The sequence below is a fragment of the Sinomonas sp. ASV322 genome, from assembly GCF_030908245.1.
GTDB lineage: Bacteria > Actinomycetota > Actinomycetes > Actinomycetales > Micrococcaceae > Sinomonas.
In genome coordinates, this window is sequence record NZ_JAVFJJ010000007.1 from 52,817 (window position 1) to 78,851 (window position 26,035).

The 26,035-nt window shown below is 69.2% G+C and carries 24 protein-coding genes; 19 read left to right on the forward strand and 5 right to left on the reverse strand.

The genetic code is table 11. The features are described from left to right. Nucleotides 1-40: 40 nt before the first annotated feature. Nucleotides 41-1,096 (reverse strand): LacI family DNA-binding transcriptional regulator, encoded by a 1,056-nt coding sequence (locus RBS12_RS11285; protein WP_307966204.1) that lies wholly within the window; start codon nucleotides 1,094-1,096, stop codon nucleotides 41-43. A 474-nt stretch (nucleotides 1,097-1,570) separates the two neighbouring features. On the opposite strand from RBS12_RS11285, the gene RBS12_RS11290 reads away from it, so the two are divergent. From RBS12_RS11290 to RBS12_RS11325, 8 genes are all read left to right on the forward strand, one after another. Beyond that, entirely contained in the window at nucleotides 1,571-2,890 is a 1,320-nt protein-coding gene (locus RBS12_RS11290; protein ID WP_307966205.1) for an extracellular solute-binding protein, read from the forward strand. A 2-nt stretch (nucleotides 2,891-2,892) separates the two neighbouring features. Further along, nucleotides 2,893-3,795 (forward strand): sugar ABC transporter permease, encoded by a 903-nt coding sequence (locus RBS12_RS11295; protein ID WP_307966206.1) that lies wholly within the window; start codon nucleotides 2,893-2,895, stop codon nucleotides 3,793-3,795. After that, nucleotides 3,795-4,697 (forward strand): carbohydrate ABC transporter permease, encoded by a 903-nt coding sequence (locus tag RBS12_RS11300; protein ID WP_307966207.1) that lies wholly within the window; start codon nucleotides 3,795-3,797, stop codon nucleotides 4,695-4,697. The genes RBS12_RS11295 and RBS12_RS11300 overlap by 1 nt, the downstream gene beginning before the upstream one ends. Before the next feature lie 39 nt (nucleotides 4,698-4,736). Continuing rightward, complete coding sequence (locus tag RBS12_RS11305; RefSeq protein ID WP_307966360.1) at nucleotides 4,737-5,936, forward strand: Gfo/Idh/MocA family oxidoreductase; 1,200 nt, start codon at nucleotides 4,737-4,739, stop codon at nucleotides 5,934-5,936. Next, on the forward strand, nucleotides 5,936-6,940 hold the full coding sequence (locus tag RBS12_RS11310) for a sugar phosphate isomerase/epimerase family protein (protein WP_307966208.1): 1,005 nt from the start codon (nucleotides 5,936-5,938) through the stop codon (nucleotides 6,938-6,940). The genes RBS12_RS11305 and RBS12_RS11310 overlap by 1 nt, the downstream gene beginning before the upstream one ends. A gap of 139 nt (nucleotides 6,941-7,079) precedes the next feature. Continuing rightward, nucleotides 7,080-7,778, forward strand: coding sequence for a ThuA domain-containing protein (locus tag RBS12_RS11315; RefSeq protein ID WP_307966209.1), 699 nt, complete (start codon nucleotides 7,080-7,082; stop codon nucleotides 7,776-7,778). Further along, entirely contained in the window at nucleotides 7,763-8,941 is a 1,179-nt protein-coding gene (locus tag RBS12_RS11320) for a Gfo/Idh/MocA family oxidoreductase (RefSeq protein ID WP_307966210.1), read from the forward strand. Before RBS12_RS11315 ends, RBS12_RS11320 begins: the two co-directional genes overlap by 16 nt. Further along, on the forward strand, nucleotides 8,938-9,855 hold the full coding sequence (locus RBS12_RS11325; RefSeq protein WP_307966211.1) for an aldose 1-epimerase family protein: 918 nt from the start codon (nucleotides 8,938-8,940) through the stop codon (nucleotides 9,853-9,855). The genes RBS12_RS11320 and RBS12_RS11325 overlap by 4 nt, the downstream gene beginning before the upstream one ends. A 174-nt stretch (nucleotides 9,856-10,029) precedes the next feature. Here RBS12_RS11325 and RBS12_RS11330 read toward each other — a convergent pair whose 3' ends face one another. Then, nucleotides 10,030-11,244: an ROK family transcriptional regulator gene (locus RBS12_RS11330; protein WP_307966212.1), complete on the reverse strand. Its 1,215-nt coding sequence runs from the start codon at nucleotides 11,242-11,244 to the stop codon at nucleotides 10,030-10,032. Nucleotides 11,245-11,359: 115 nt separating this feature from the next. Here RBS12_RS11330 and xylA point away from each other — a divergent pair, with 115 nt between their 5' ends. The 6 genes from xylA to RBS12_RS11360 all read left to right on the forward strand — a co-directional run bounded on the left by xylA (nucleotide 11,360) and on the right by RBS12_RS11360 (nucleotide 18,356). Continuing rightward, the gene (xylA, locus tag RBS12_RS11335; protein ID WP_307966213.1) at nucleotides 11,360-12,547 is read left to right on the forward strand and encodes a xylose isomerase; all 1,188 of its coding nucleotides are present in this window, start codon (nucleotides 11,360-11,362) and stop codon (nucleotides 12,545-12,547) included. A 48-nt stretch (nucleotides 12,548-12,595) separates the two neighbouring features. Beyond that, complete coding sequence (gene xylB / locus RBS12_RS11340; RefSeq protein ID WP_307966214.1) at nucleotides 12,596-14,029, forward strand: xylulokinase; 1,434 nt, start codon at nucleotides 12,596-12,598, stop codon at nucleotides 14,027-14,029. Beyond that, nucleotides 14,026-15,279, forward strand: a complete 1,254-nt coding sequence (locus RBS12_RS11345) for a D-arabinono-1,4-lactone oxidase (protein WP_307966215.1) — start codon at nucleotides 14,026-14,028, stop codon at nucleotides 15,277-15,279. Before xylB ends, RBS12_RS11345 begins: the two co-directional genes overlap by 4 nt. Before the next feature lie 162 nt (nucleotides 15,280-15,441). Beyond that, nucleotides 15,442-16,728: an adenylosuccinate synthase gene (locus RBS12_RS11350; protein WP_307966216.1), complete on the forward strand. Its 1,287-nt coding sequence runs from the start codon at nucleotides 15,442-15,444 to the stop codon at nucleotides 16,726-16,728. 210 nt (nucleotides 16,729-16,938) lie between these two features. Continuing rightward, nucleotides 16,939-17,520, forward strand: coding sequence for a sigma-70 family RNA polymerase sigma factor (locus RBS12_RS11355; protein WP_307966217.1), 582 nt, complete (start codon nucleotides 16,939-16,941; stop codon nucleotides 17,518-17,520). After that, the gene (locus tag RBS12_RS11360) at nucleotides 17,517-18,356 is read left to right on the forward strand and encodes a hypothetical protein (protein WP_307966218.1); all 840 of its coding nucleotides are present in this window, start codon (nucleotides 17,517-17,519) and stop codon (nucleotides 18,354-18,356) included. The genes RBS12_RS11355 and RBS12_RS11360 overlap by 4 nt, the downstream gene beginning before the upstream one ends. On the opposite strand, the gene RBS12_RS11365 is transcribed toward RBS12_RS11360, so the two are convergent. Continuing rightward, on the reverse strand, nucleotides 18,353-19,117 hold the full coding sequence (locus RBS12_RS11365; RefSeq protein ID WP_307966219.1) for an FCD domain-containing protein: 765 nt from the start codon (nucleotides 19,115-19,117) through the stop codon (nucleotides 18,353-18,355). The genes RBS12_RS11360 and RBS12_RS11365 overlap by 4 nt on opposite strands. Before the next feature lie 200 nt (nucleotides 19,118-19,317). Here RBS12_RS11365 and RBS12_RS11370 point away from each other — a divergent pair, with 200 nt between their 5' ends. From RBS12_RS11370 to RBS12_RS11380, 3 genes are all read left to right on the forward strand, one after another. Next, nucleotides 19,318-20,727 carry an MFS transporter gene (locus RBS12_RS11370; protein ID WP_307966220.1) on the forward strand — a complete coding sequence of 470 codons (1,410 nt, stop codon included), beginning with the start codon at nucleotides 19,318-19,320 and terminating at the stop codon, nucleotides 20,725-20,727. 127 nt (nucleotides 20,728-20,854) lie between these two features. Next, the gene (locus RBS12_RS11375) at nucleotides 20,855-21,286 is read left to right on the forward strand and encodes a CoA-binding protein (protein ID WP_307966221.1); all 432 of its coding nucleotides are present in this window, start codon (nucleotides 20,855-20,857) and stop codon (nucleotides 21,284-21,286) included. A 75-nt stretch (nucleotides 21,287-21,361) separates the two neighbouring features. Further along, nucleotides 21,362-22,165, forward strand: coding sequence for a polysaccharide deacetylase family protein (locus tag RBS12_RS11380; RefSeq protein ID WP_307966222.1), 804 nt, complete (start codon nucleotides 21,362-21,364; stop codon nucleotides 22,163-22,165). A gap of 216 nt (nucleotides 22,166-22,381) precedes the next feature. Here RBS12_RS11380 and RBS12_RS11385 read toward each other — a convergent pair whose 3' ends face one another. Continuing rightward, nucleotides 22,382-23,218 carry an alpha/beta hydrolase-fold protein gene (locus RBS12_RS11385; RefSeq protein ID WP_307966223.1) on the reverse strand — a complete coding sequence of 279 codons (837 nt, stop codon included), beginning with the start codon at nucleotides 23,216-23,218 and terminating at the stop codon, nucleotides 22,382-22,384. A 168-nt stretch (nucleotides 23,219-23,386) separates the two neighbouring features. Between RBS12_RS11385 and RBS12_RS11390 the strand changes: the two genes are divergently transcribed. Together RBS12_RS11390 and RBS12_RS11395 are read left to right on the forward strand one after the other, a co-directional pair. Continuing rightward, nucleotides 23,387-23,767, forward strand: coding sequence for a metalloregulator ArsR/SmtB family transcription factor (locus RBS12_RS11390; RefSeq protein WP_307966224.1), 381 nt, complete (start codon nucleotides 23,387-23,389; stop codon nucleotides 23,765-23,767). 323 nt (nucleotides 23,768-24,090) lie between these two features. Beyond that, nucleotides 24,091-24,990: a cation diffusion facilitator family transporter gene (locus tag RBS12_RS11395; RefSeq protein WP_373886515.1), complete on the forward strand. Its 900-nt coding sequence runs from the start codon at nucleotides 24,091-24,093 to the stop codon at nucleotides 24,988-24,990. A 3-nt stretch (nucleotides 24,991-24,993) separates the two neighbouring features. Here the strand turns inward: RBS12_RS11395 and mgrA are convergent, their stop codons facing one another. Further along, a complete protein-coding gene (gene mgrA, locus RBS12_RS11400) occupies nucleotides 24,994-26,025 on the reverse strand; it encodes an L-glyceraldehyde 3-phosphate reductase (RefSeq protein ID WP_307966226.1) in 1,032 nt (343 codons plus the stop codon). Between the last annotated feature and the right edge of the window lie 10 nt (nucleotides 26,026-26,035).

The window sequence follows — 26,035 nt, forward strand, 5'->3', positions numbered from 1 at the left end:
GCCTTGGCCTTCTTCGGCGTCGTCGTCCCGCGCAGCGGGTTCAGCCACCAGCCCTGATCCCCGGCCGCGGCGCCGTCGACTCGCGGACCACGAGCTGCGTCGCGAGCTCGACGCGGTGAGAATCGATCTGCTCGCCCCGCGACTGCCGCAGCACGGTGCGCAGGGCGGCGCGCCCCATGTCGTGCAGCGGCTGAGTCACCGAGGTCAGGGCCGGGACCGAATCCTCGGCGAGGGCAGTGCCGTCGAACCCCACGAGGCTCAGGTCCTCGGGGACGCGGATTCCCCGCCGTCGTGCCTCGCGGAGGACGCCGACGGCGATCGCGTCGTTGCCAGCGAAGATCGCACTGGGGCGCTCCTGCTCGGGCAGCGACAGCAATTTCGTGAGCCCCTCGACGCCGTGCTCGGTGCGGAACTTCCCATGGATCACGAGGTCCGGCAACACCTGGACTCCGCGCGACATCAGGGCGGACATGTAGCCGTGCAGCCTCGCCTGGTTGCACTCCGCCGATTCCGGGCCGCCAAGGTACGCGATGCGGCGATGGCCGAGGTCGAGGAGGTGTTCGGCCGCCGCTCGGCCGCCGGACCAGTTGGTCGCCCCGACGCTGATGACGTCCGCAGGCGGCGGGTTGAGCGGGTCGATGACGACGACGGGAATCCGCCGACGTCGGAACGACGCGAGGTGCGCGTCCGTGAGGCTGGACGTCACGACGATCATGCCGGCCCGGCCCTCGTCGAGCATGCGCTGCGCGCGGCGGCCGACGTCGAGCCGCGCGGCGGGCAGGCCCCCCGTGACGCTGAGCAGGACCTCGACGCCGGCCTCCGACGCGTAGTCGAGAATCCCGCTGAGCACGGTTGAGGCGTAGTTCGAGTTGATCGAGTCGAAGACGACGTCGACGACGCCGGTGCCGCTTGCCGTGCGCCGCTGGCCCGGCGACTGGTACCCGGCTTCCTCGAGCGCAGCGAGAACCTTGGCGCGGGTCTCTGCCGCGACATCCTCGCGCCCGTTGACCACTTTGGACACTGTGGGCGTGGATACGCCCGTGAGGCGCGCGATCGCGGCGAGCGTGGGCTTGCCGTTCGAGGGCGTGAGGGACATGCCGTTCCTGAACTCGGTCGTGGTGAACTTTCGAAACAATTTCGCTACCGAAAGTCTGGGGTGGCCCGAGGGGCTTCGTCAAGCCCGGGGTCCCGTTTGCGCCGCCGGGTCCGAGTCTCCCCTGTTGCGCCGTCACCTTTGAAGGGTGCGGACCCACCGGAGCTGACGGCGCAAGCGGTGCGGACCCACCAAAGGTGACGGCGCAAGCGGAGGGGACCCTCCGGAGGTGACGGCGCAAGAGGAGGCATTTCGTCAACGATCTAAACTTTTTCATCGAGACCCCTTGACCGTGATTCCCATCACGTCCTACGGTTGCAGGGCGGTCCGATAAGAATGCGAAATATTTCGACATCGGCCCCCGATCAACAGAAGCAATCCCGACCACGCCGAGGGCCATTCACTCTCACTGCTGAGGGCGATGGCCCCTCCCGGCCCGGGTGGGCAGCGACGACCCCGGAGGATGAACGGAAGACTATGAACATCACAAAACTGCGCACCGCCGCGGCCACGCTGTGCGCCGGAGCACTTGCCGTCACGCTCGCAGCCTGCGGTTCGGCCGGCCCCGCTGGCTCCGCGGTGAGCGCCGATTCGGCCACGATGTGGGGTCTGACCGGCGGCAACGAGTCCGTCCTGAAGAAGTCGATCGACTCGTGGAACAGCGCGCACTCGGGCGAGACCATCAAGCTCGACCTCTTCGCCAACGACGCCTACAAGACCAAGGTCCGCACGGCCGTCGGCGCCGGGCAGGGCCCCACGTTCATCTACGGCTGGGGCGGCGGCGTCCTCAAGTCCTACGTCGATGCCGGCCAGGTCGCGGACCTCTCCGACTACCTCTCCCAGAACCCGGACGTCAAGGACCGCTACCTCCCGTCCGTGCTCCAGAACGGCGTCATCAACGGCAAGACCTACGCGCTCCCGAACAACAACGCCCAGCCCGTGGTCCTGTACTTCAACAAGGATCTCTTCGACAAGGTCGGCGCGCAGCCGCCCAAGACCTGGGATGACCTCATGGCCCTCGTGCCGAAGTTCAAGGCGGCGGGCATCGCGCCGTTCGCGCTCGGCGGCCAGTCGAAGTGGCCCGACCTCATGTGGCTCGAGTACCTCACCGACCGCATCGGCGGCCCGCAGGTCTTCGCGGACATCGCGGCCAACAAGCCGAACGCGTGGTCGAACCCGGCCGTCGCCGAGGCGCTGACCAAGATCCAGCAGCTCGCCGACGCTGGCGGCTTCGTCAACGGATTCTCCTCGATCGCGGCGGACAGCAACGCCGACCAGGCCCTCGTCTACACGGGCAAAGCCGCGATGATCCTCCAGGGCGGCTGGATCTACCAGACCCTCAAGCGCGACGCGCCGGACGCGATCAAGAGCGGCAAGATCGCGTGGACCACGTTCCCGACCGTCGGGGGCGGCAAGGGCGACCCGACGAGCATCGTGGGCAACCCGTCGAACTTCTGGTCGGTCTCCTCGAAGGCGACCGACAGCCAGAAGAAGGCCGCGCTCGACTACATCAAGAGCGGCATGTTCTCGGATGAGAACACTCAGGGCCTCATCGACTCGGGCGCGGTGCCCGTGGTGAAGGGCATCGAGAGCAAGCTCGCCGCGTCCCCGGACAAGGACTTCCTGACCTTCGTGTACGGCATGGTCAAGAACGCCCCGAGCTTCACGCTCTCGTGGGACCAGGCGCTCAGCCCGGCCCAGGGCGACGCGATGCTGGCCAACCTTGACCAGATCTTCCTCAAGAAGATCACCCCCGAGCAGTTCGTCAGCACGATGAACGCGACGATCGGCAAGTAGCCATGGCTCTCAGCACCACTGCCTCCCGGCGGGCCCGCGAAACGGGCCCGTCGGGGTGGCTGGCCGTCCCGGCCCTTGTGTTCTTCCTCGTCTTCGCGATCATCCCGCTCGGGGGCGTCGTCGCGCTGAGCTTCACGAAGTGGGACGGGCTCGGCGAGATAACGTTCGACGGCGTTGCAAGCTGGGCGCGCACGCTCGCCGATCCGGTGACCGGCAACGCGCTGTGGGTGACGGCGAAGATCATGGTCTTCTCCTACATCGTCCAGACCCCGATCAGCCTCCTCCTGGGCGTGTTCACGGCCGGCCGGCAGAAGTACCGGGCTGTCCTCGCGGTCCTCTACTTCGTGCCTCTCCTGCTCTCCTCCGCGGCGATCGCGATCGCGTTCAAGGCCCTCCTCGACCCGAACTTCGGGATGGGGCCCGGCCTGGGCATCCCGGCCCTCGCGCAGGACTGGCTCGGCAACTCCGACCTTGTGCTGTTCGTGGTCGTGTTCGTCATCGCGTGGCAGTTCGTGCCGTTCCATACGCTCATCTACCAAGGCGGTGTGCGGCAGATCCCGGTCTCGTTCTACGAGGCAGCGCAGATCGACGGCGCGGGCCGGATCCAGCAGTTCTTCAACATCACGCTCCCGCAGCTCAAGTACACGATCATCACGTCCTCGACCCTCATGGCGGTCGGATCCCTTGCGTACTTCGACCTCATCTTCATCCTCACGGCCGGCGGCCCGGGCTATTCGACCCGCCTCCTGCCCCTGCACATGTACCTGACCGGTTTCAAGGCCAACGACATGGGTGCCGCGAGCGCGCTCGGCGTGATCCTCGTCGTCATCGGCCTCGCCCTGGCCCTGCTCCTGCAGCGCCTCGGCGGCAAGAACCGCTCGGCAAGCCAACTGGAAGGTGCCTGATGGCTTCCACGACGCAAGCCCCCGCGACCCCGGCAGCGACCACGCGCCGTCGTCCGCAGGCCAGCCCCCGGTCGGTGACGCGCGGCAGGGCACGGCCGAACTTCCTCGGCGGGCTCGGCGGCTGGATCTGGCTCGCCGTGATCATCCTGCCGATCTACTACGTGGTGATCACGAGCCTCAAGAATCAAGCGGGTTTCTTCACGTCGAACCCGCTTGCCCCGCCCACCGAGCCGACGTTCGCGAACTACCAGCTCGTGCTCGAGAGCGACTTCGTGCGGTACTTCGCGAACAGTCTCATCGTCACGGTCGGGAGCGTCCTGCCGACGCTGCTCGTCTCCTTCATGGCGGCGTACGCGATCGTGCGCGGCAAGGGCTGGTTCCTCAACTCGACCAACAAGCTCTTCCTCCTCGGCCTCGCGATCCCGCTGCACGCGACGATCATCCCGATCTACTGGATGATCACACGGGCCCACATGTACGACACCCTGCTCGCCCTCATCCTCCCCTCGATCGCGTTCGCGATCCCCATCTCCGTTCTCATCCTGAGCAACTTCCTCCGCGACGTGCCAAACGAGCTGTTCGAGTCGATGCGCCTGGACGGGGCGAGCGACTGGGCCATGATGTGGCGCCTCGCGCTGCCTTTGGTCCGCCCGGCCGTCGTGACCGTGGGCATCTACAACGCGCTCAATGTCTGGAACGGCTTCCTCTTCCCGCTCATCCTCACGCAGAGCCCGGACACGCGCGTCCTGCCGCTCTCCCTGTGGACGTTCCAGGGCGAGTTCAGCGTCAACGTGCCCGCGATCCTCGCCTCAGTGGTCCTCGCGACCTTCCCGTTGCTCGTCGTGTACGTCGTGGCCCGGCGCCAGCTCGTGAGTGGCCTGACCGCGGGCTTCAGCAAGTGATTCTCCGGAAAGGACAGACCGATGACTGAGAGGAATTCCATCACCGACACGAAGCCCCTGCGCGTCGGCATGGTGGGGTACGCGTTCATGGGCGCCGCCCACTCGCACGCGTGGCGCACCGCGCCGCGCTTCTTCGACCTCCCGCTCGCACCGCGCCTCACAGCAGTTGCCGGCCGGGACCCCGAGCGCGTCGCCGCGGCCGCGGCGAAGCTGGGCTGGGAGTCCGCCGAGACGGACTGGCGGCGCCTGATCGAGCGGGACGACATCGATCTCATCGACATCTGCACGCCGGGCAACACGCACGCGGAGATCGCGATCGCCGCGCTCGAGGCGGGCAAGCACGTGCTGTGCGAGAAGCCCCTCGCCAATTCTGTCGAGGAGGCCGAGCGGATGACGGCGGTCGCGGACTCCGCGGCGGCCCGGGGCGTCTTTTCGATGTGCGGATTCTCCTATCGGCGCACCCCGGCGCTCTCGCTCGCGAAGCGGCTCGTGGAGGCGGGCGAGCTCGGGGAGATCCGGCACGTCCGCGCGCAGTACCTCCAGGACTGGCTCACGGACGAGAACGCGCCGCTGACGTGGCGGCTCGACAAGTCCAAGTCCGGCTCGGGCTCGCTCGGGGACATCGGCGCGCACATCATCGACGCCGCCCAGTGGGTCACCGGGCAGGACATTGCGGGGGTCTCGGCGCTGCTCGAGACGTTCGTGAAGGAGCGGCCGATTGCCGGGGACTTCGTGGGGCTCGGCGGGCGTGGTGGCGCCGATGCGCCGAAGGGGCCGGTGACGGTCGACGACGCCGCGATCTTCTCCGCGCGGTTCGACGGCGGCGCTGGATCAGCGGGCGCCATCGGCGTGTTCGAGGCGACGAGGTTCGCCCTCGGACGGAAGAACGCGATGCGGCTCGAGGTCAACGGCACGAAGGGTTCGCTCGCGTTCGACTTCGAGGACATGAACTCGCTATGGGTGTACGACGCCGCGCAGGAGCCCAACGCGGGCTTCCGCCGGATCCAGGTCACCGAGCCCTCGCACCCCTACACCGGGCATTGGTGGCCGGTGGGCCACGGCCTCGGGTACGAGCACGCGTTCACACACCAGGTCGTGGACCTCGTCGAGGCGATCGCCGCGGGGAAGCAGCCCGCGCCGTCGTTCGCTGACGCGCTCCAGGTGCAGCGCGTCCTCGAAGCCGTCGAGGCGAGCGCCGCGGACGAGAGCCGTTGGACCAAAGTCGGAGGGAGACTCTGATGGGCCGGCCGATCACGCTGTTCACCGGCCAGTGGGCCGACCTGCCGTTCGAGGAAGTCGCGCGGCTCGCGGGGGAGTGGGGCTTCGACGGGCTTGAGATCGCGTGCTGGGGCGACCACCTCGACCCCGTCCGGGCCGCCGACGACGACGCGTATGTCCGCGACCGGCTCGACGTCCTCGAGCGGAACGGGCTGCAGGTGTTCGCGATCGCGAACCACCTCACCGGCCAGGCCGTGTGCGACGACCCGATCGACGTCCGGCACCGTGGGATCCTCTCGGCGGAGGTATGGGGCGACGGCGACCCCGAGGGCGTGCGTCAGCGGGCCGCCGAGGCCATGAAGGCGACCGCTCGGGCAGCCGCCCGGCTGGGCGTCCGGACCGTCACGGGGTTCACGGGGTCCTCGATCTGGAAGGCGGTCGCGATGTTCCCGCCCGTGCCGGAGGGCATGATCGAGGCCGGGTACCAGGACTTCGCGGACCGGTGGAACCCGATCCTGGACGCCTTCGACGAGGTCGGGGTGCGGTTCGCTTTGGAAGTCCACCCGTCCGAGATCGCGTACGACTACTGGACCGCGAAGCGCGCGCTCGAGGCGATCGGGCACCGGGAGTCGTTCGGGCTCAACTTCGACCCCTCGCACTTCATCTGGCAGGACCTCGACCCCGTCATGTTCCTGCAGGACTTCGCCGAGAAGATCTTCCACGTCCACGTCAAGGAGTCCGTGCGCCAGCTCGACGGTCGTAACGGCCGCCTCGGCTCGCACCTCGCGTGGGCGGATCCGAGGCGTGGCTGGGACTTCGTGACCGCCGGGCACGGGCACGTGCGGTGGGAGCCGATCTTCCGCACGCTCAACGCGATCGGCTACGACGGGCCCACGAGCGTCGAGTGGGAGGACGCCGGCATGGACCGGCTCGTCGGGGCCCCGCAGGCGCTGGCCCTTGTCAGGCAGCTCGCCAAGATCTCGCCCCCGGCCGCCGCGTTCGACGCCGCCTTCAGCAGCAGGTGACGGGACGCCGCCGCGGCGAGCGCCGCCGTCGTACGCGCCTCCCACGCCCGCCCCAGGGTGCGCCGTCACTTCCGCGGGGGTGAGCACCCCGCCGAAGTGACGGCGCAACCGGAGTTTCGCAACCAACCAAAGGACACCAGTGACAACCACCAAGAACGCGCTCGTGGTGCGCGGGGGCTGGGACGGGCATCAGCCCATCCAGGCCACGGACCTGTTCATCCCTTACCTCAAGGCGAACGGCTATGAGGTGCGGGTCGAGGAATCGCCCAAGATCTACGCGGACGCCGAATACATGGCCGGGGTGGACCTCGTGATGCAGTGCATGACGATGTCCACGATCGAGAGGGACGAGTTCGAGGGGCTCCGCGCCGCCGTCGAGAACGGGACCGGGCTCGCGGGCTGGCACGGCGGGATCGCCGACTCGTACCGCAACACCTCGGACTACCTTCACCTCATCGGCGGGCAGTTCGCGTGCCACCCGGGCAAGCATCCCGACGAGCGCACGGGCGAGCAGTCGGACAACTACGTTCCCTACACCGTCACCATGCTCCCCGCTGCGGCCGAGCACCCGATTACCGAGGGTCTCGGGGACTTCGACCTCGTGACCGAGCAGTACTGGGTCCTCGCCGACGACTACATCGACGTCCTCGCGACCACGACCCAGAAGGTCCGCGAGTGGGACCCGTGGCACCGCGAGGTCACGTCGCCCGCGATTTGGACCCGAGAGTGGGGCGCCGGGCGGATCTTTGTCTGCACCCCGGGCCACCGGGTCGAGGTCCTTGAGGACCCCAACGTTCGCACGATCATTGAGAGGGGCCTGCTGTGGGCAAGCCGGTAGGTGCAGGGAATTCGATAGCTGTCGGCATTGTGGGCTGCGGGAAGATCGTGGGCCAATACCTCGAGAGCTTCCGCCGCCTCGAGGACGTGCGGCTCGTCGCCGTCGCGGACCTCGACGCGGCGCGCGCGCAGGCGGTCGCGGACGAGTGGAACGCTTCCGTTTCGGTCGGGGCGGACGACGGCGGCGTGCGTGCCGTGAGCGTCGACGAACTACTTGCGGCGCCCGACGTCGATCTTGTCCTCAACCTGACCATCCCGGCCGCGCACGCAGAGATCGCGCTCGCGGCGATCGCCGCCGGCAAGGCGGTCTACGGCGAAAAGCCGCTCGCGGCCACGACCGCCGAAGCCAGGCAGGTGCTCGATGCGGCGCGGGAGGCGGGCGTCGTCGTCGGCTGCGCGCCGGACACCGTGCTCGGCACCGGGATCCAGACCGCGCGCAAAGCGATCGACGACGGCCTCATCGGCGCGCCCGTCGCGGCGACGGCCACGATGGTCACGCCGGGGCACGAGCGCTGGCACCCGAACCCGGACTTCTACTACGTCCCCGGCGGCGGGCCTTTGCTGGACATGGGGCCGTACTACGTCACGGCGTTGGTGACGCTCCTCGGGCCTGTTGTGTCGGTGATCGGGGCGGCGAGCCACACGCGCTCGGAGCGCGTGATCGGCTCCGGGCCGCGGGCCGGCGAGCACATTCCTGTGACGACGGACACGCACGTCACGGGGGTGCTCGTGCACGAGTCGGGGGCGCTCTCGACGCTCGTGATGAGCTTCGATTCCGTCGCGACGCACTCGGCGAACATCGAGGTGCACGGCTCGCTCGGCACGCTCGCCGTGCCGGACCCCAACGTTTTCGACGGCGACACTCGCCTGTTCCGTCTCGGAGGCGAGGAGTGGGAGACGCTGCCGGTTTCGGCCGGGTACGTCGGTTCGGGCCGCGGCTACGGCATCGCGGATCTCGCCCGCACTGCGCAGGGGGAGGAGCTACGGGCCAGCGGTGCGCTCGCGTTCCATGTGCTCGAGGTCATGGAGTCGCTGCTCGACTCGGCGCACAGCGGCGTGTCAGTGGCCGTCGCGAGCCGTGCCGAGCGGCCGGGCGCAGTCCCGCTCACCGATCTCGCGCGGGCCGATCTCGCCGCGGCGGGCCCGGGACAGCTTGGCGCGTGAGCGTCACGATCCGGGCGGGCGCGTACACCGCAGTCGTGGCCCACAGGGGCGGCGCGCTCGCCTCGCTCCAGTACGAGGGGCGCGATCTGGTCCTCCCGTTCGACCCCGGCAGTCCGGTTCCTGACTACCGGGGGATCGTCGCGGCCCCGTGGCCGAACCGGCTCGCCAACGGGCGCTACACGGCCGGCGGCCAGAAGCTGGCCGTGCCGGTCAACGAGCCCGAGCGCGGCTGTGCGCTCCACGGACTCGTATTCGGCGAGGACTGGAGGCTCACGGCGCACGACGGCGCATCCGCCACTTTCGCGCTTGAGCTCGCCGCGAGTGAGGGCTACCCGTTCGAGCTGCGGCTCGAGGTCCAGTACAGGCTGCGTGCGGGGGCGCCCGGCGATCCTGGGGGCCTCGACTGGTCCGTGAGGGCCGTCAACGCGGGCGACGGGCGAGCGCCGTACGGGGTGTGCCCGCACCCGTATCTCGTCGCCGGGCCCTCGCCGCTCGACACGTGGACCCTCGAGGTGCCCGCCGAACGGTTCCTCGAGGTAACGTCCGACCGCCTCCTGCCGCGGCGCACCCGGAGCGTCGCGGGGCACGAGTTCGACTTCACGAGCCCGCGACCGATCGGCGCCACCGCGATCGACCACGCGTTCACGGGCATCGGGTTCGACGATCTCGGCACCGCGCGCGTGGCGATTCGCGACCCGTCCGGAACCGGCGTTGCGATGTCCTGGGACACCGGCTGCCCGTGGGTCCAGATCCACACGGCGGACCGGGAGCCGCCCGGCCCCACGCGCGAGGGTCTCGCCGTCGAGCCCATGACGTGCCCGCCCAACGCGTTCGCGAGCGGGACGGATCTCGTGTGGCTCGAGCCCGGTAGAACGCACGCCGCTCGCTGGACGATTGCCGCGCTGGGAGCGTGACTCTTCGGGCTCGTCCTCGCCTCCCTGGCGATCTGCTTCCCACCACGGGTCGCGGCGGCGCCCAGAGACGGGTTCGTTCCGCCACAACTGAGAGCCGTTTAGCGCGAAAATGAGGGGTTCATCGCCTTGAGTTGTGGCGTAACGACCCGTGCCGCCTCTTACTCGGCCCGCGGGTCAGGGGAGGAGTTCGTACGGGGCCGCGAGGGCGCGGAGCAGCGCCCCGCCGGCCGCCCCGCGGAGGGCCGCCGTCGTGCCGAGCTCCGAGAACGCGACTCTGTCCGCGGGAACGAGTCCGGGAGCGAAGCCGTCGAGACTGCTGAGCAGGGCGGGCCTGATCCACGTGCCGAGGGCCGCGAAATGCCCTCCGAGGACGACCGCCGAGAGATCCACGAGGCGCCCGGCGGAGACGACGGCGATCCCGAGATAGTGGCCCGCGCGTTCAACGGCGCTCATCGCCTGGGCATCACCGGCGCCAAGGGCCGCCTGAAGCGCGGACATGCGCGCTGCCGTCGTGCTTCCGCCGTCGGTGATGCCCGCGGCGGCGAGGATCGCCTCCTGTCCGGCGACGGTCTCGAGGCACCCTCGGCCGCCGCACGAGCATCGCCTGCCGCCCGGTTCGACGACGACGTGCCCCACCTCGCCCGCGTAACCCTGCGGTCCGGCGAACAGCTCCGATCCGATCACGAGCCCGCCACCCACGCCGACCTCGCCCGAGATGAAGAGGTAGTCCCTCAAGGAGGCCCCATGCCCGTACCAGAGTTCCGCGAGGGCGGCGCTGTTGGCTTCGTTCGAGAGGACGACGCCGAACGGCGCGTCGGGTATGAGCCCTCCGAGCGCGGTAGACAGGTCCGCGTCACGCCAGCCGAGGTTCGGCGCCGTGAGGACGGTTCCCCGTGCGGGGTTCACGAGGCCCGGGACGGCGAGGCCGCCGCCGAGGAGCGTCACGCCGGCGGTCTGGGCCGCCTCGACGCAGCGACGCGCGAGCGCGGAGAGCTCGCCGAGGACGTCTTCGGCGTCGCGGCCGCGGTTCTCTGCGTCGGCGACTTCGTGGAAGCGGAGGGTCCCGTGCAAGTCCACGACTCCGACGGCGAGATAGTCCACGTTGATCTCCGCGCCGAGCGCTCCCCGCCGGGCATCGAGGGCCAGCCCGACCCCTGGTCGGCCGCGCTCGCCGTCGCGCGTGACGCCGAGCTCTTCGACGAGACCGGTTTCGAGGAGCTCGGCCACGAGGCTCGACACCGAGGCTTTCGTGAGGCCGGTCGCGGCGGCGATGTCGGCGCGCGTCGCGCGCGTGTCCGGCCCGATGTTCCCCAGGACGAGCGCGAGATTCTGTCGTCGGACATCGCCGACTCGACCGGGGGTCGTGCTAGCCGCTCCGTGCTCGCGCACGCTGGCACCTCCTGCTCTGTGGCTGGCCATTGACCAAGTTCACCACGACCCATATAGTTCAGAACACATACTAATTCCCGTTCCCCTCGGAACCTAGCCCAAAGAGGTGCTGACCATGGCTCTTACGCCGACTCCTGACCACAAGTTCACTTTCGGCCTCTGGACCGTCGGCTGGACCGGCAACGACCCGTTCGGCGTCCCGACCCGCGCGGCGCTCGACCCCATCGAGGCCGTGCACAAGCTCGCGGAGCTCGGCGCGTACGGCATCACGTTCCACGACAACGATCTCGTCCCGTTCGGCGTGTCCGCCGACGAGCGCGAGCTCATCCTCAAGCGTTTCCGCGCCGCGCTCGAGGAGACCGGCCTCAAGGTCCCCATGGTCACGACCAACCTCTTCAGCCACCCGGTCTTCAAGGACGGTGGCTTCACGTCCAACGACCGCTCCGTGCGCCGCTTCGCGCTCGCGAAGGTGCTCCGCAACATCGACCTCGCTGCGGAGCTCGGCGCCGAGACGTTCGTCATGTGGGGCGGCCGCGAGGGGTCGGAGTACGACGGCTCGAAGGACCTCGCCGCCGCGCTCGACCGCTACCGCGAGGGCGTCGACACCGCCGCCGCCTACATCAAGGAGAAGGGCTACGGGCTGCGCATCGCGCTCGAGCCCAAGCCGAACGAGCCGCGCGGCGACATCCTCCTGCCGACCGTGGGCCACGGCCTCGCGTTCATCGCCCAGCTCGAGCACGGCGACATCGTGGGCCTCAACCCCGAGACGGGCCACGAGCAGATGGCCGGCCTGAACTTCACTCACGGCATCGCGCAGGCGCTCTGGGCGGGCAAGCTCTTCCACATCGACCTCAACGGCCAGCGCGGCATCAAGTATGACCAGGACCTCGTGTTCGGCCACGGCGACCTCACGAGCGCGTTCTTCACGGTCGATCTGCTCGAGAACGGCTTCCCGGGCGGCGGCCCCCGCTACGACGGCCCGCGCCACTTCGACTACAAGCCCTCGCGCACCGACGGGTACGACGGCGTGTGGGCGTCCGCGGCCGCGAACATGTCCATGTACCTGCTCCTCAAGGAGCGCGCGGCATCCTTCCGGGCCGACGCGGAGGTCCAGGAGGCCCTGCGCACCTCGGGCGTGTACGAGCTTTCCGAGTCCACACTCGCGCCCGGGGAGACGACGGCGGACCTGCTCGCCGACGCGTCCGCGTTCGAGGCGTTCGACGCCGACGCGGCCGGAGAGCGCTCCTACGCGTTCATCCGCCTCAACCAGCTGGCCATCGAGCACCTGCTCGGCGCCCGCTGACCCGCCGAACGCACGGGGATCGAAGCACACTGGGATGAGGGAATCCGTATGCCGCTCGTAGCCGGAGTCGACAGCTCCACGCAGTCCTGCAAGGTCGTGATCCGCGACGCCGAGACCGGCGCGTTCGTCCGCTCGGGCTCGGCGCGCCACCCCGAGGGCACCGAGGTGCATCCCGACGCGTGGTGGGACGCGCTCGAGGCCGCCATCGCGGCAGCGGGCGGGATTGACGACGTCGCCGCGATCTCGGTGGGCGGCCAGCAGCACGGCATGGTGTGCCTCGACGAGGACGGCGCCGTGGTGCGGCCCGCGCTCCTGTGGAACGACACACGCTCGGCGGGCGCCGCCGTCGCCCTCATCAAAGAAGCGGGCGACGGCGACGCTGCCGCCGGCGCGCGCTGGTGGGCCGAGGCGACCGGGACGGTCCCGGTCGCCTCGATCACCGCGACCAAGCTGCGCTGGCTTGCCGAGAACGAGCCAGAGAACGCCGCGCGGACCGCGGCCGTGTGCCTCCCGCACGACTGGCTCTCATGGCGGCTCGCGGGCCACGGCCACAGCGGACTCGGGGCAGCATTTGATTCCTTGGGGACGGACCGCTCGGACGCATCGGGCACGGGGTACTGGTCGCCGTCGTCGGGCGAATACCTCCCCTCGGTCCTCGAGCGCACGCTCGGGCATGTGCCGGTTCTGCCTCGGGTGCTCGGTCCGCTGGAAGCTGCGGGCCGGACTCCCGCGGGCGCCCTCATCGGCCCCGGCGCTGGCGACAACGCCGGCGCCGCCCTGGGTGTCGGCGCCTCGGTGGGCGACGTCGTCGTCTCGATCGGCACCTCGGGGACGGTGTTCGCGGTAGCCGGCCGGCCGACGTCGGACGCCTCGGGACTCGTGGCGGGCTTCGCCGACGCGACCGGACACTATCTCCCGCTCGCGTGCACGCTCAACGCATCGCGCGTGCTCGACGCGACGGCCGCCCTCCTCGGGGTGTCGCTGCCCGGGCTCACGGAGCTCGCGCTCTCGGCGCCGGTCGGGGCCGAGGGGCTCACGCTCGTGCCGTATTTCGAGGGCGAGCGGACACCGAACCTCCCGGACGCGACCGGCTCCCTGCACGGCCTCACGCTGCGTAATTACACGCGCGCGAACCTCGCGCGCGCAGCGGTCGAGGGCATCGTGTGCTCGCTCGCGGACGGCCTCGCAGCGATGACCGCGCAGGGCGTCGCGGCCGAGCGGATCATCCTCGTGGGCGGCGGGGCGCGCTCCGCCGCGGTCCAGCAGGCCGCGGCCGCGATCTTCGGGCTGCCCGTGCTCGTCCCCGAGCCGGGGGAGTACGTGGCCGACGGCGCCGCGCGCCAGGCGGCGGGAGTCCTCCTCGGGCAGTTCCCCGAGTGGAAGAATGCGGGGGCAGCCACCGTCAGCGCCCCCCCGGCGCCGGGCGTGCTTGAGCGCTACCGAGTGGCCGCGTCCATCTCTTTTTCGAAGGAACGTGCATGAAGAACTGGGCAGGGAATCTCGAGTACGCCGCGTCGTCGGTGGCGAGCCCGGAGTCCGTCGAGCAGCTTGCGGAGCTCGTGGCTGGTGCCGGGCGGGTGAAAGCACTGGGCTCGCGGCACTGCTTCAACGACGTTGCGGATACGGACGGCGTGCAGGTCGTGCTGGACGGGCTGCCGCGGAGTGTCGAGGTGGACTCAGCCCGGCGGGTGGCGCGTGTGGCCGGCGGGCTCACCTACGGCGAACTCGGCCGCGCGCTCGAGGACCAGGGCTGGGCGCTGCACAATCTGGCCTCGCTTCCGCACATCTCCGTTGCCGGGGCGGTGCAGACGGGGACCCATGGCTCGGGGATTTCGAGCCCCGCACTGGCCTCGGCCGTGAAGGCCGTCGAGCTGGTGCGCGCGTCCGGCGAGGTCGAACGGCTCGAGGAGGGCGACGGCGACGAGTTCCTCGGGAGCGTCGTGGGCCTCGGCGCGCTCGGGATCGTGACGGCGTTCGAGCTCGCGATCGAGCCGACGTATCAGGTGCGGCAGCAGGTGTTCGAGGGGCTTCCGTGGGAGACGGTGCTCGCGGACTACGACGCCGTCGCCGGGGATGGGTACAGCGTCTCGCTCTTCACTGACTACGCCGGGGACGCCGTTCCTCAGGCGTGGCGGAAGGTGCGCGTCGACGCGGAGGCCGGCCCCGCGCCGTCGTCGTTCTTCGGTGCCGTGCCCGCGACGCAACCCCGGCACCCGCTGCCGGACATGGACGCCCTGAACTGCACCCAGCAGCTCGACGTACCGGGGCCATGGCTCGACAGGCTGCCGCATTTCCGGCGCGAGTTCACGCCCAGTGCGGGGGACGAGCTTCAGACCGAGTATCTGCTCCCGCGGGCTCAGGCGCCTGGGGCTCTGCAAGCCGTGCGCGGGCTCGCCGCGAGGCTCACGCGGCTCCTGTTCGTGTCGGAGATCCGGACGGTCGCTGCCGACGAGTTCTGGCTCAGCCCGTCGTACCGGCAAGACAGCGTCGCGCTGCACTTCACGTGGCGGCCGCTGCAGGCCGAGGTGGAAGCGTTCCTGCCGGAGCTCGAGGCCGCGCTGGCACCGTTTGGCGCGCGGCCGCACTGGGGGAAGCTGTTCGCGGTTCCGACTGCCGAGCTCGCCCGGCTGTACCCGCGCTTCGAGGACTTCCGCGAGCTCGTCACGAAGCGCGACCCGGAGGGCAAGTTCGGCAACGCGTACCTTGAGCGCGTGCTGGGCCCCATTCGGTAGACTTGGGTCGCAAGAGCCCCGGCACTCTTGCCGTGCAGCTGTCCGATTCCCGGAGAATCCGTCTGGGATCCGATACACGGAGGCGGCCGCGCGAGAGAGGCGGGGCTTTCCCATGTAAGCCGTCGGCCAGCCGGGCCGAAGGCGGTATCCCGGGGAGGAACCATGCCCGCAATCGTGATCGTCGGAGCCCAGTGGGGCGATGAGGGCAAAGGCAAGGCGACGGATCTGCTCGGCGGCCGCGTGGACTACGTGGTCAAGCCGAACGGCGGCAACAACGCCGGGCACACCGTCGTCGTCGGTGGTCAGAAGTACGAGCTCAAGCTCCTTCCCGCAGGCATTCTGAGCCCCAACGCGATCCCGATCATCGGCAATGGCTGCGTCGTGAATCTCGAGGCGCTCTTCGACGAGATCGACGGGCTTGAGGCCCGCGGCGGCGATACGTCGCGCCTCCGCGTCTCCGCGAACGCCCATCTCGTGGCCCCGTACCACCAGACGCTCGACAAGGTCACGGAGCGCTTCCTCGGCAAGCGCGCGATCGGCACGACGGGCCGCGGCATCGGGCCCGCCTACATGGACAAGGTCGCGCGCCTCGGCATCCGCGTCCAGGACGTCTTCGACGAGTCGATCCTGCGGCAGAAGGTCGAGGGCTCGCTGCGCCAGAAGAACGAGCTCCTCATCAAGGTCTACAACCGCCGCGCCGTGAGCGTCGACGAGACCGTGAACTACTTCCTGAGCTTCGCGGACCGCCTGCGGCCTCTCGTCATCGACTCGACGTACGAGCTGAACAGGGCGCTCGACGACGGCAAGGTCGTCCTCATGGAGGGCGGCCAGGCGACGTTCCTCGACGTCGACCACGGCACGTACCCGTTTGTGACGTCGTCGAACCCGACGGCGGGCGGCGCCTCCGTGGGCTCCGGCATCGGCCCGACGCGCATCGCGCGGTCGATCGGCATCATCAAGGCCTACACGACCCGCGTCGGCGCGGGCCCGTTCCCGACCGAGCTCTTCGACGAGATGGGCGAGTACCTCCAGAAGACCGGCGGCGAGTTCGGCGTCAACACGGGCCGCCCGCGCCGCTGCGGCTGGTACGACTCGGTCCTCGCGCGCCACGCCTCGCGCGTCAACGGCTTCACGGACTACTTCCTGACGAAGCTCGACGTCCTCACCGGGATCGAGAAGATCCCCGTCTGCGTCGCGTACGACGTCGACGGCGTACGGCACGACGAGATGCCCATGACGCAGACCGAGTTCCACCACGCGAAGCCGATCCTCGAGTACTTCGACGGCTGGACCGAGGACATCACGGGCGCCAAGACACTCGACGAGCTGCCCGCCAACGCCCGGGACTACGTCCTCGCCCTCGAGAAGCTCTCGGGGACCCGATTCTCGGCGATCGGCGTGGGCCCGGACCGCGATCAGACCATCGTGGTCCGCGACCTCATCGACTGATCAGAGGACCGCGAAAACGCGCGGACCATAAAGAGTTCAAAAAACTTACGCCACCGCGTAACCTTCCGAGGCCCTCACGCGATGACATGAGTGGAAGCCGGGCTGGAATCTGTCCCCCATCATGTTCCAGCCCGGCTTCGTCTATGTCCTACGAAAAGTGAGCCCACCTGACGCGACGCGCGCGGGAAGTGCCCTTAGACTGGGACAGCTATGGGGAGGACTCGACGGAGCGGGGGAGACGTGCGCGAAGCGCTCACGGATGAAGACCTCGTGGCGGGAGCGCATCCGGAGTCCGAGCTGTTCGCCCGCATCTACAGCACCCTCGCGCCGGCCGTCCTCGGATACTTCAACGCTCGCGGGGTCGAGGATCCGGAGGCCCTCATGCAGGATGTCTTCTTGAGCGTCCTCCCGCGCGTCGGCGGGATCACCGGCGGTGTTGCCGGGCTCCGCACCTTCGTCTTCTCCGTCGCCCACGCGCGAGCCGTCGACTACTACCGACGGATCGAACGGCGCCCGCGCAGCGTGGACTACGACCCGCTTCTCGATACGCGCGCGGTTCCGTCCGCCGAGTCCGAGGCTCTCGTACGCAACGGTCAGACGGACGCGCACCTTCTGATCGAGGCGCTCAAGCCCGAGCAGCGCGACGTCCTCATGCTCCGCATCGTGGGCGAGCTGAGCGTCGACGACGTCGCAACCGTCCTCGGCAAGACGCCCGGCGCAGTCAAACAGCTTCAGCGGCGGGGCCTCAAGGCCTTGCGCGAATTGGTCTCGGAAGGGGTGATGGCACCATGAGCAGTGAATCGACGCGGGATGCGGTCGCAGGCCTTCTGGCTGAGGCCGGGATGGCGCACGACGTCGCATTGGGCCGTGCGCTGGAATCCCTCCGTGGGCTGTGCCCGCCCGAGGCGCCCGCGCCGACCGGCCTCCTCGCCGAGCTCCTTGCCGCGGGTCAAGGCGACGCGCCCCGGGCTGTCGCCCCCACCCGTGCCGCGAACCGCGCGGCGGACGAAGCGTTCGTCAAGCTCACCGGCTCAGCGGACGCCGTCGTCGTGCGCTTCGCCCCTCGCAAGCGGCACCGCGGTGCGATGATCAGCGCCGTCGTCGTAGCCGGCGTCGGGCTGAGCGCGTCGGGCGTCGCTGCGGGAGGCGGCGTCGACTACCTGCCGGGGGTTCCACGGGCTGAGTCCCATTCGACCAGCGCGCCCGAGGCGCCCGCGGCCGAGCCGCAGCCGGCAGGCGACGGGACCCAAGCGGCGGGCGGGAACCCAGCTGGCGGGCCAGCAGTCGTGGAGCCTGTAGCCGTGGTCGCTCCCGCGACCCAGCCGCCGGCGGCCGCGCTGAGCCGCGACGCCCAGTCTCCGGCGCGAGGCCGCGGCGCTCACCGGGCCGGGCGCGAGGAGCCGCGCGCGTCCGAGCACCGGGAGAGTGGGCCTGATTCGGTCGTCTTGGCGCCCGCGGAGGTGCAGGCACAGGAGCCGGCAGCGCTCGCGGCAAGCGTCGAGGACGTCGTCGACCAGGCGCTCCCGCAGCTGAGGCTTGCGAGCATCACGGCCGCCGTCGTACGCCCCGCTGGCGGGCGGCACGCGGAGACGATGACGCTCGCCAAAGCCGGCGGCAAGCACCGTTAGGCCGGACGCCCCTCCGCGGGAACCTCGAAGGACGCGAAGACCTCGCTGACCTCGGACATCGTCCGCGTCATGATGGCGCGCATCGCAGTGTGGGCCTCGTCGGGGCTCGACCGCTGGATCGCCGACGCGACGTCCATGTGCAGCTGGAGGGCGTCCGGGTGGGGCCGTGAGGGCATGAGTCCGAGATGCGTGCGCCCTGAGAGGACTTCGGCGACGAGCGGATGCAGCGCCGCGAACATCTCGTTGCCGGACGCCGCGAGGATGAAGCGGTGGAACTCGATGTCCACCCGGAGAAATCGTTCGGCGTCCGTGTCCTGGCCCGCGGCCCAGAGCTCGCCGGCGAGCACGAGCAGCTCCGCGGTCTGATCGGCCGCGGCGCGGATGGCTGCGAGGCGTGCCGCCTCGGGCTCGACGGCGTTGCGCAGCTCGGTGAGGGCTCGGAGCTGGCCGAACCGCTCGGACGAGGCGAGCCGCCATCGGATCACCTGGGGGTCGTAGACGTTCCATTCGCTCGCGGGGAGGATTTGGATGCCGAGCCGCCGGCGCGGTGCGACGAGCCCCATCGAAGCGAGCACCCGCACGGCCTCGCGCACAACCGAGCGGGAGACGGCGTAGCGCTCCTCGAGCTCCTCGATCTGGACAACGCTGCCGGCGCGCAGTGTCCCCTCGGCGATGGCCGATCCGACTCCCTCGAGCAGCTTGCCGTGGAGGCCCGTCGGGTGGGGGGTGCCCGTCGCTGTGTGCGGGCCTGCGTGCGCCATGACGGCTCCTTGGGATCGGCGGCGATCGGGGTCTTTACATCATAGCTGTTGCACTCGTTGCCATTTTAGGTATGATCTAAACCGCATCTTGGGGAATCAGAACAGATGTAAACCACCCATCCAGGAGTGACTATGGCGTCAACTCACACCGCCTCGCTGGCAGGTGCCGCGTACGCCGGCTCTCAGCGAGAAAGGCCATGATGGATCAGGCGACTATCCGCCGGTTGTCCGACGAAGCGACCGACGTCCTGCTGAACAAGAACGGAACAGCGTCCAGCCGCCGCGGCGGCTGGATGATGATCGCGACCATCCTCATCGAGGCGTGGGACCTGTATGCCCTCTCCTTCGTGCTCGTGTTCATCAAGGCCGAGTACAAGCCGACCGATTTCGAGCTCGGGTTCCTGACCGCCGGCGTTCAGGGCGGCGCCCTGCTCGGGGCGATCCTGGGCGGCTACATCGCCGACCGGCTGGGACGCAAGCGGGTCTTCGTCCTGACGATGGTCCTGTTCATCGTGCTCGCGATCGCCCAGGGCTTCTCGCACAGCGTGTGGGACCTGATCATCATGCGCGTCCTCATCGGCATCCCGCTCGGCTCGGACATCTCCAACGGCTACGCGTACATCATGGAGTCGATGTCCAAGGGCGCCCGGGAGAGGATGGGCTCGCGCTGGCAGGGCATGTTCGGCATCGGCGAGGTCATCTCGATCGTCGTCATCACGATCATGTACGTCACCGGCATGGATCACGCGATCCTGTGGCGCGTGGCGCTGGTGATCGGGGCGCTTCCGGCCGTGTTCCTGCTCCTGGCCCGCCTCGACCTGCCCGAGACCCCGCTCTACCTCATCCAGCGCGGGAGGTTCGTCAAGGCCAAGGAAGTCTCGCTCAAGCTCTTCAACGAGCCTCTGGACATGCTCCCGAACCAGGACGTGCACATCGACAAGCCCAAGGTCGGAGACTTCCTCAAGGTCATCTGGGCCGACCCGACCAAGCGCAGGGCCTCGATCTTCGCCTGGATCTCCAACGCGTGCCAGGGTGCCGAGTTCACCGCGTTCGGCTTCTACCTCCCGGTCATCCTGATCACCGCCGGGGTCGGCGTCGCGTCGAACGCGAACCTCACCGGAACCAACATCGTCACCGCGGCGATCTACGTCCTGGCGACCATCTCGGGCTTCCTGGCCCCGGCCATGATCGCCAAGACCGGGCACCGGGGTGTCGCGATGTGGGGCTACGGCCTCGCGTTCCTCGGGCTCATCGCGGGCGCGTTCGCGCTCGGGAACAACATCCAGTGGCTCATCGTCCTGGCCGCGGCCGTGCTCATGTGGGGCCACTACTGGGACGCCTCAAACGGCATGACGATCGCCTCGATGGTCGCCCCGGCCCGGTTCAAGGCCACCGCCTCCGGCTTCGGCTACATCTTCGTCAAGGGAGCCTCGTTCTTCGGCGCGTTCGTCTTCCCGATCATGACCAAGTCGTGGGGCCCGGTCGGCGCGACCCTCGCGGTCTCCGTCCTGTCCCTCATCGGCTTCCTCTCGGCCAAGTTCATCCTCCCCGAGGTGTACGGCTACGTCGAGCAGGAAGCGGCTCCCGAGCCCTCCAAGCTCAGCGCCTGACCCAGCGCTCGCGGCGCCGGTTCCTTCCACGCGGGATGGTCCCTGTCAGGGGCCGTTTCCTCAGGGCGGAACCGGCGCCGCGGCGTTTCCCGCGGCTCCGAGCGCCGCGCGGCGTAGAGTGGGGGATATGGGACACGTCAACGATCCCGAGGTCATCGAACGGCTCATGGAGACGCCGGGCCGGTGGGCCGTCGTCGGGCTGAGCCAGAATCAGTGGAGGTCTGCGTACTCGGTCGCGGAGTTCATCCGAGACGAGCTCGGGCAGCAGATCATCCCCGTCAATCCGAGAGGCGAGGACGTCCATGGCGAGAGGGGCTACGCGCGCCTCGCCGACATCCCCGCGGAGCTTCACCCGATCGACGTCGTCGACTGCTTCGTCAACTCGCAGCGGGTCGGCGACGTCATCGATCAGGCGATCGCCGTGGGCGCGAAAGCCGTGTGGCTCCAGCTCGGGGTGATCGACGAGGAGGCGGCCGAACGCGCCAAAGCGGCCGGCCTCGACGTCGTCATGAATGCGTGCCCAGCGCAGGAAAACTGGCGGCGCGCCCGCAGCCGCTGAACGTGACTTGTTCTCCGCGCGTTAATGTGCTGGGCCTACGATTGATCTGATCCCCCCGCCGTCGCAAGGTGCTCCATGTCAGAACCCGTTCGCCCGCTTCCCACGCGCCGCGCCGCGTTGGGACTGATTGGCGCCGCAGCCGTCACCGGAGGCCTCGCGTCGTGCGCCGCGCCCGACTCGCGAGCGCCGAAGACAGAGGCGCCGACGACGGCGGAGTCCAGCGCCCACGTGCCCACCACCCCGGCCCCGGTTGCGCCGACCTTCGAACGGGACTACACGCTTCCGCCGATCGATGGCGGGCTCGTGCCGGTCATCACGCGCGTCACGACCAAGAATCCGATCGTCTTCCTCACGATCGACGACGGCGTCACGAAGAAGCCCGAGGCAATCGAACTCCTGAGGAAGTACAACTACCCGGTGTCCATGTTCCTCACGAAGAACTTCGTTCAGGAGGACCCCGAGTACTTCAGGCAGCTCATGCGGACTGGCGACTTCGTGGAGAACCACACCGTGAGCCACGACGTGCGCATGTCGACGAAGCCCTACGCGTACCAGTTCGCCGAGATCAAGGGCATGCAGGACTTCGCCCAGACGACCTTCGGCCGGCGTCCCACGCTCTTTCGCCCGCCCGGCGGCGCCTACTCCCCAACCATGCGGAAGGCCTGTGCCGATGCCGGTATCCGGGCGATCATCCATTGGGAGACCAAGTCGAATGCCGGCCACATGGACTACCAATACGGGAACTCGCTGCGGGCTGGGGACATTGTGCTCATGCATTTCCGCCCCGAGTTCGCCGCGGACCTGGAGGCGTTCCGCGCCGCGCAACTGGCGGCGGGGCTCACGGTTGTGAACCTCGAGCGCTTTCTCGGGGTCGAGTAGCGGACTACCCCCGCCCCGAACTCGGCACCCCGAACCCGGCCCCGGCGCCCGCGCACCTGACCGACCCCCGGGCTCCGCACCCGCGTTCCTATCCAGTTGATCTTTCCCAATCAGTCCTGGCCGCGGCGAGTCGCGGCCCGGCGCGCACTCGGGCCTCGAAGAAGTGGGCTGGAGCGCGGGACGGTCTCGTCCTGGCTCCCCGTCCCGGCAGAGCCGTTAGCTCCAGAGCCACCGCAGCGCGTCGGGGAGCAGCGTCCCGGCGTGGTTGGGGCTGTGGCCACCGTCGCCGAGGACGAGCCGAAAGTCGTAACCGGCCTCGGCGAGCGCGGCGGCGACGCGGAGGTTGTTGGCGAGCCAGTTTCCCTCGGGCTCGTTCCAGCGGAGGTCCCGATGGCCGGCCTGCAGAAAGACACGAAGGGGCTTGGCAGGGGTACTCGGGATCAGCTCGGGGTAAGGGTTGCCTCCCGGCATCTGCGAGAAGCTCGAGAGGAATCCGAGGACGCGGCGGAATTTGTCGGGCCGCAGCCATGCGGCCGTGAACGCGCAGTTGCCACCGCTGCTCCCACCGCAGATTCCCCACCCGTCGGCGTCGTCGGAGATCGCGTACCGAGCGGTGACCTGCGGGACGATTTCGGTCAGCAGGAATGTCACGTAGCGGTCGTCGAACGCGTCGTACTCCATGTTTCGGTTCTTCGGTTCCGATGCCCCGGCGTAGACCCCGGGGTCTACGAAGAGCCCAATCGTCATGGGGACCTCGCCCCGATGGACGAGGTTGTCCGTAACGATCCCCGCCCGTACCTCGCCCTCGGGGTCGAGATACCACCACCCGTCCTGGTACACCATGAGGGAAGCCGGCTCGGACGGGTGGTAGCCTGCGGGCACGTGGATCCAGAACTTCCTTGACGTGCCAGGGTAGACCGTGCTCTGCGTCCACTCGAACTCGACCGTTTCGCCGGCCGGAACGCCGGGGAGCGGGGCGGAATCTGGCCCGCGAAGGTAGTGGACGTCCGATTGATCGATCGGGAGCGGCTGGTAGGGCACCTCGAAGGTCACGAGAGGCACTCTAGTCCGAGGGCCGTCCTCTCTTCGCCGCGAGTTCGCTTGAGGGGGACTTCTCAGCGAGAAGCGAACTGTGATCGTCCAGGAAGGGACTTCACGGCCAGAAGGTGACTTCACGGCCCGAAGGTGACTGCGAAGGCCGCGATGTGAGATCATCTGCGTATGGATGCAGATATGCGGATATGCGGGCGTGACCCCGATTCGCAGTACGTTGACCTCGCGGTCGAGGTGTTCTCAATGCTCGCGGATGCGACCCGCGTGCGCATCATCCTCGCGCTGCGGGCGAACGAGGAGCTCTCGGTGAACCACCTTGCGGACATCGTCGACAAGGCGCCCGCGGCCGTCTCGCAGCATCTCGCGAAGCTGCGGCTCGCGAGAATCGTCACGGCACGGCAGGACGGCAAGCACGCGTTCTACCGGCTCGCGAACGAGCACGCGTCCCAGATGGTCTCGGACGCGATCTTCCAGGCCGAGCACTCGCTCGGAGGCGTTCCGCGCCACCACCACCCCCACGCTGATTCGATGAGGGAGGCCAGCGCATGAGCGCCGAGCACACGGCCCACACGCACGCGGACGGGGTCAGCGAGCATCCGCATGACCACGAGCACCCGCATGACCACGAGCACCCGCACGATCACGATCACAGCCACGACCACGGCCACGATCACGGGGATGAGCACGGCCACGCGCACACCCACGATCACGGGGATGAGCACGGCCACGCGCACACCCACGATCACGGGGATGAGCACGGCCACGCGCACACCCACGATGACGCGCACGGCCATTCGCACCGCCACGGTCACGGCCACGCCCACGGGCACAGCCACGGCACCGGCTGGAAGGCCGCCCTCTACGAGTTCTTCGTGCCGCACACGCACGACGCCGCCGACTCGATCGACGACGCCCTCGAAGCCAGCAAGGAGGGCGTCCGGGCGCTGAAAATCAGCCTCTTCGCGCTGCTCGCGACGACGGTGCTGCAGTTCGCCGTCGTCCTGTTCAGCGGTTCGGTCGCGCTGCTCGCCGACACGGTCCACAACTTCTCGGACGCCTTGACCGCCCTCCCGCTGTGGATCGCGTTCATGCTCGCGCGCCGCCCCGCGACGCAGCGCTACACGTACGGCTACGGCCGCGCCGAGGACCTCGCGGGCCTGTTCATCATCGCCGTCGTCGCCCTCTCGGCGATCGTCGCGGGGTGGCAGTCGATCGAGCGGCTCCTCAACCCCCATCCGCTCGGCAATCTGTGGTGGGTTGCGGCGGCCGGCATCGTCGGCTTCGCGGGGAACGAGGCCGTCGCGGTCTACCGCATCAGCGTCGGGCGCCGGATCGGATCGGCCGCGCTCGTCGCGGACGGGATCCACGCCCGGACGGACGGCTTCACCTCGCTCGCCGTCGTCGTCGGCGCGGTCGGCGTCATGCTCGGCTTCCCGCTCGCGGACCCGATCGTGGGCCTCGCCATCAGCGTCGCGATCGTGGTCCTCCTGTGGGGCACGGTCCGAAGCCTCGGGCGGCGGCTGCTCGACGGCGTCGACCCCGACCTCGTGCACCGCGCCGAGCACGCGCTCGACGGCGCCCCCGGAGTTCTCGACGTGCGTCGCCTTCAGCTCCGCTGGATCGGGCACCGCCTGCACGGCGCCGCCGTCGTCGCCGTCGCCCGCGACGCCACGGTCGGCGAGGCCGACGCGGTCCGCTGGGAGATCCGAGACCGCCTCGGCCACGCCCTCCCCAACGTCGAGGACATCACGATCCAGGTCGAAGCGGGCTGATACTCAGTCCGCCGTCACCTTCGCCCACAGATTGATGCCCGGATCGACGTCGTCTGAGTCGATCACGGCGAGCTCCTCGTCGGTCAGGGCAGGGCCGTTGAGGGCGTCGAGGTTCGTGTCGAGCTGCTCGACCGAGGACGCCCCGATGACCGCCGACGTGATCCGCGGATCCCGCAGCACCCACTGGAGCGCGAGCTGAGCCAGCTTCTGCCCGCGCGCGGCCGCGACCTCGTTGAGCCGCCGAACGCGGGCGAGGACCCGCTCGTCGAGGTGCTCGCTCGGGAGCGTCGAGCCCGAGCGGGCCGCCCGCGAATCGGCCGGAACGCCGCTGAGGTACCTGTCGGTGAGCAGGCCCTGTGCGAGTGCCGTGAAGACGATGCACCCCATGCCCTGGGCGTCGAGCTCCTCGAGGAGGCCGCCCTCGATCCAGCGGTTGAGCATCGAGTACGAGGGCTGGTGGATGAGCAGGGGCGTGCCGAGCTCGCGCGCAATCGTGGCGGCCTCGCGCGTCTTCGCCGCCGAGTAGGACGAGATGCCGACGTACAGCGCGCGGCCCGAGCGCACCGCGGTGTCGAGGGCCATCATCGTCTCCTCGACGGGCGTGTCCGCGTCGAAGCGGTGGCTGTAGAAGATGTCGACGTAGTCGAGGCCGAGCCGCTTGAGCGACTGGTCGAGGCTCGCGAGCACGTACTTCCGCGACCCGCCACCCTGGCCGTACGGTCCGGGCCACATATCCCAGCCGGCCTTCGTCGAGATGATGAGCTCGTCGCGGTACGGGGCGAAGTCGTCGCTGAGGTAGCGGCCGAAGTTCTCCTCGGCGCGGCCATACGGCGGGCCGTAGTTGTTGGCGAGATCGAAGTGCGTCACACCGCGGTCGAAGGCGCGCCGCAGGATCGCCCGCTGGGTCTCCTCGGGTCGGTCGTTGCCGAAGTTGTGCCACAGCCCGAGGGAGAGGGCAGGCAGCTTGAGCCCGCTCTTTCCCGTGAAGCGGTACTCCATGTGGTCGTAGCGGTCGTCTGAGGCGGTGTAGGCCATCGTCGATTCC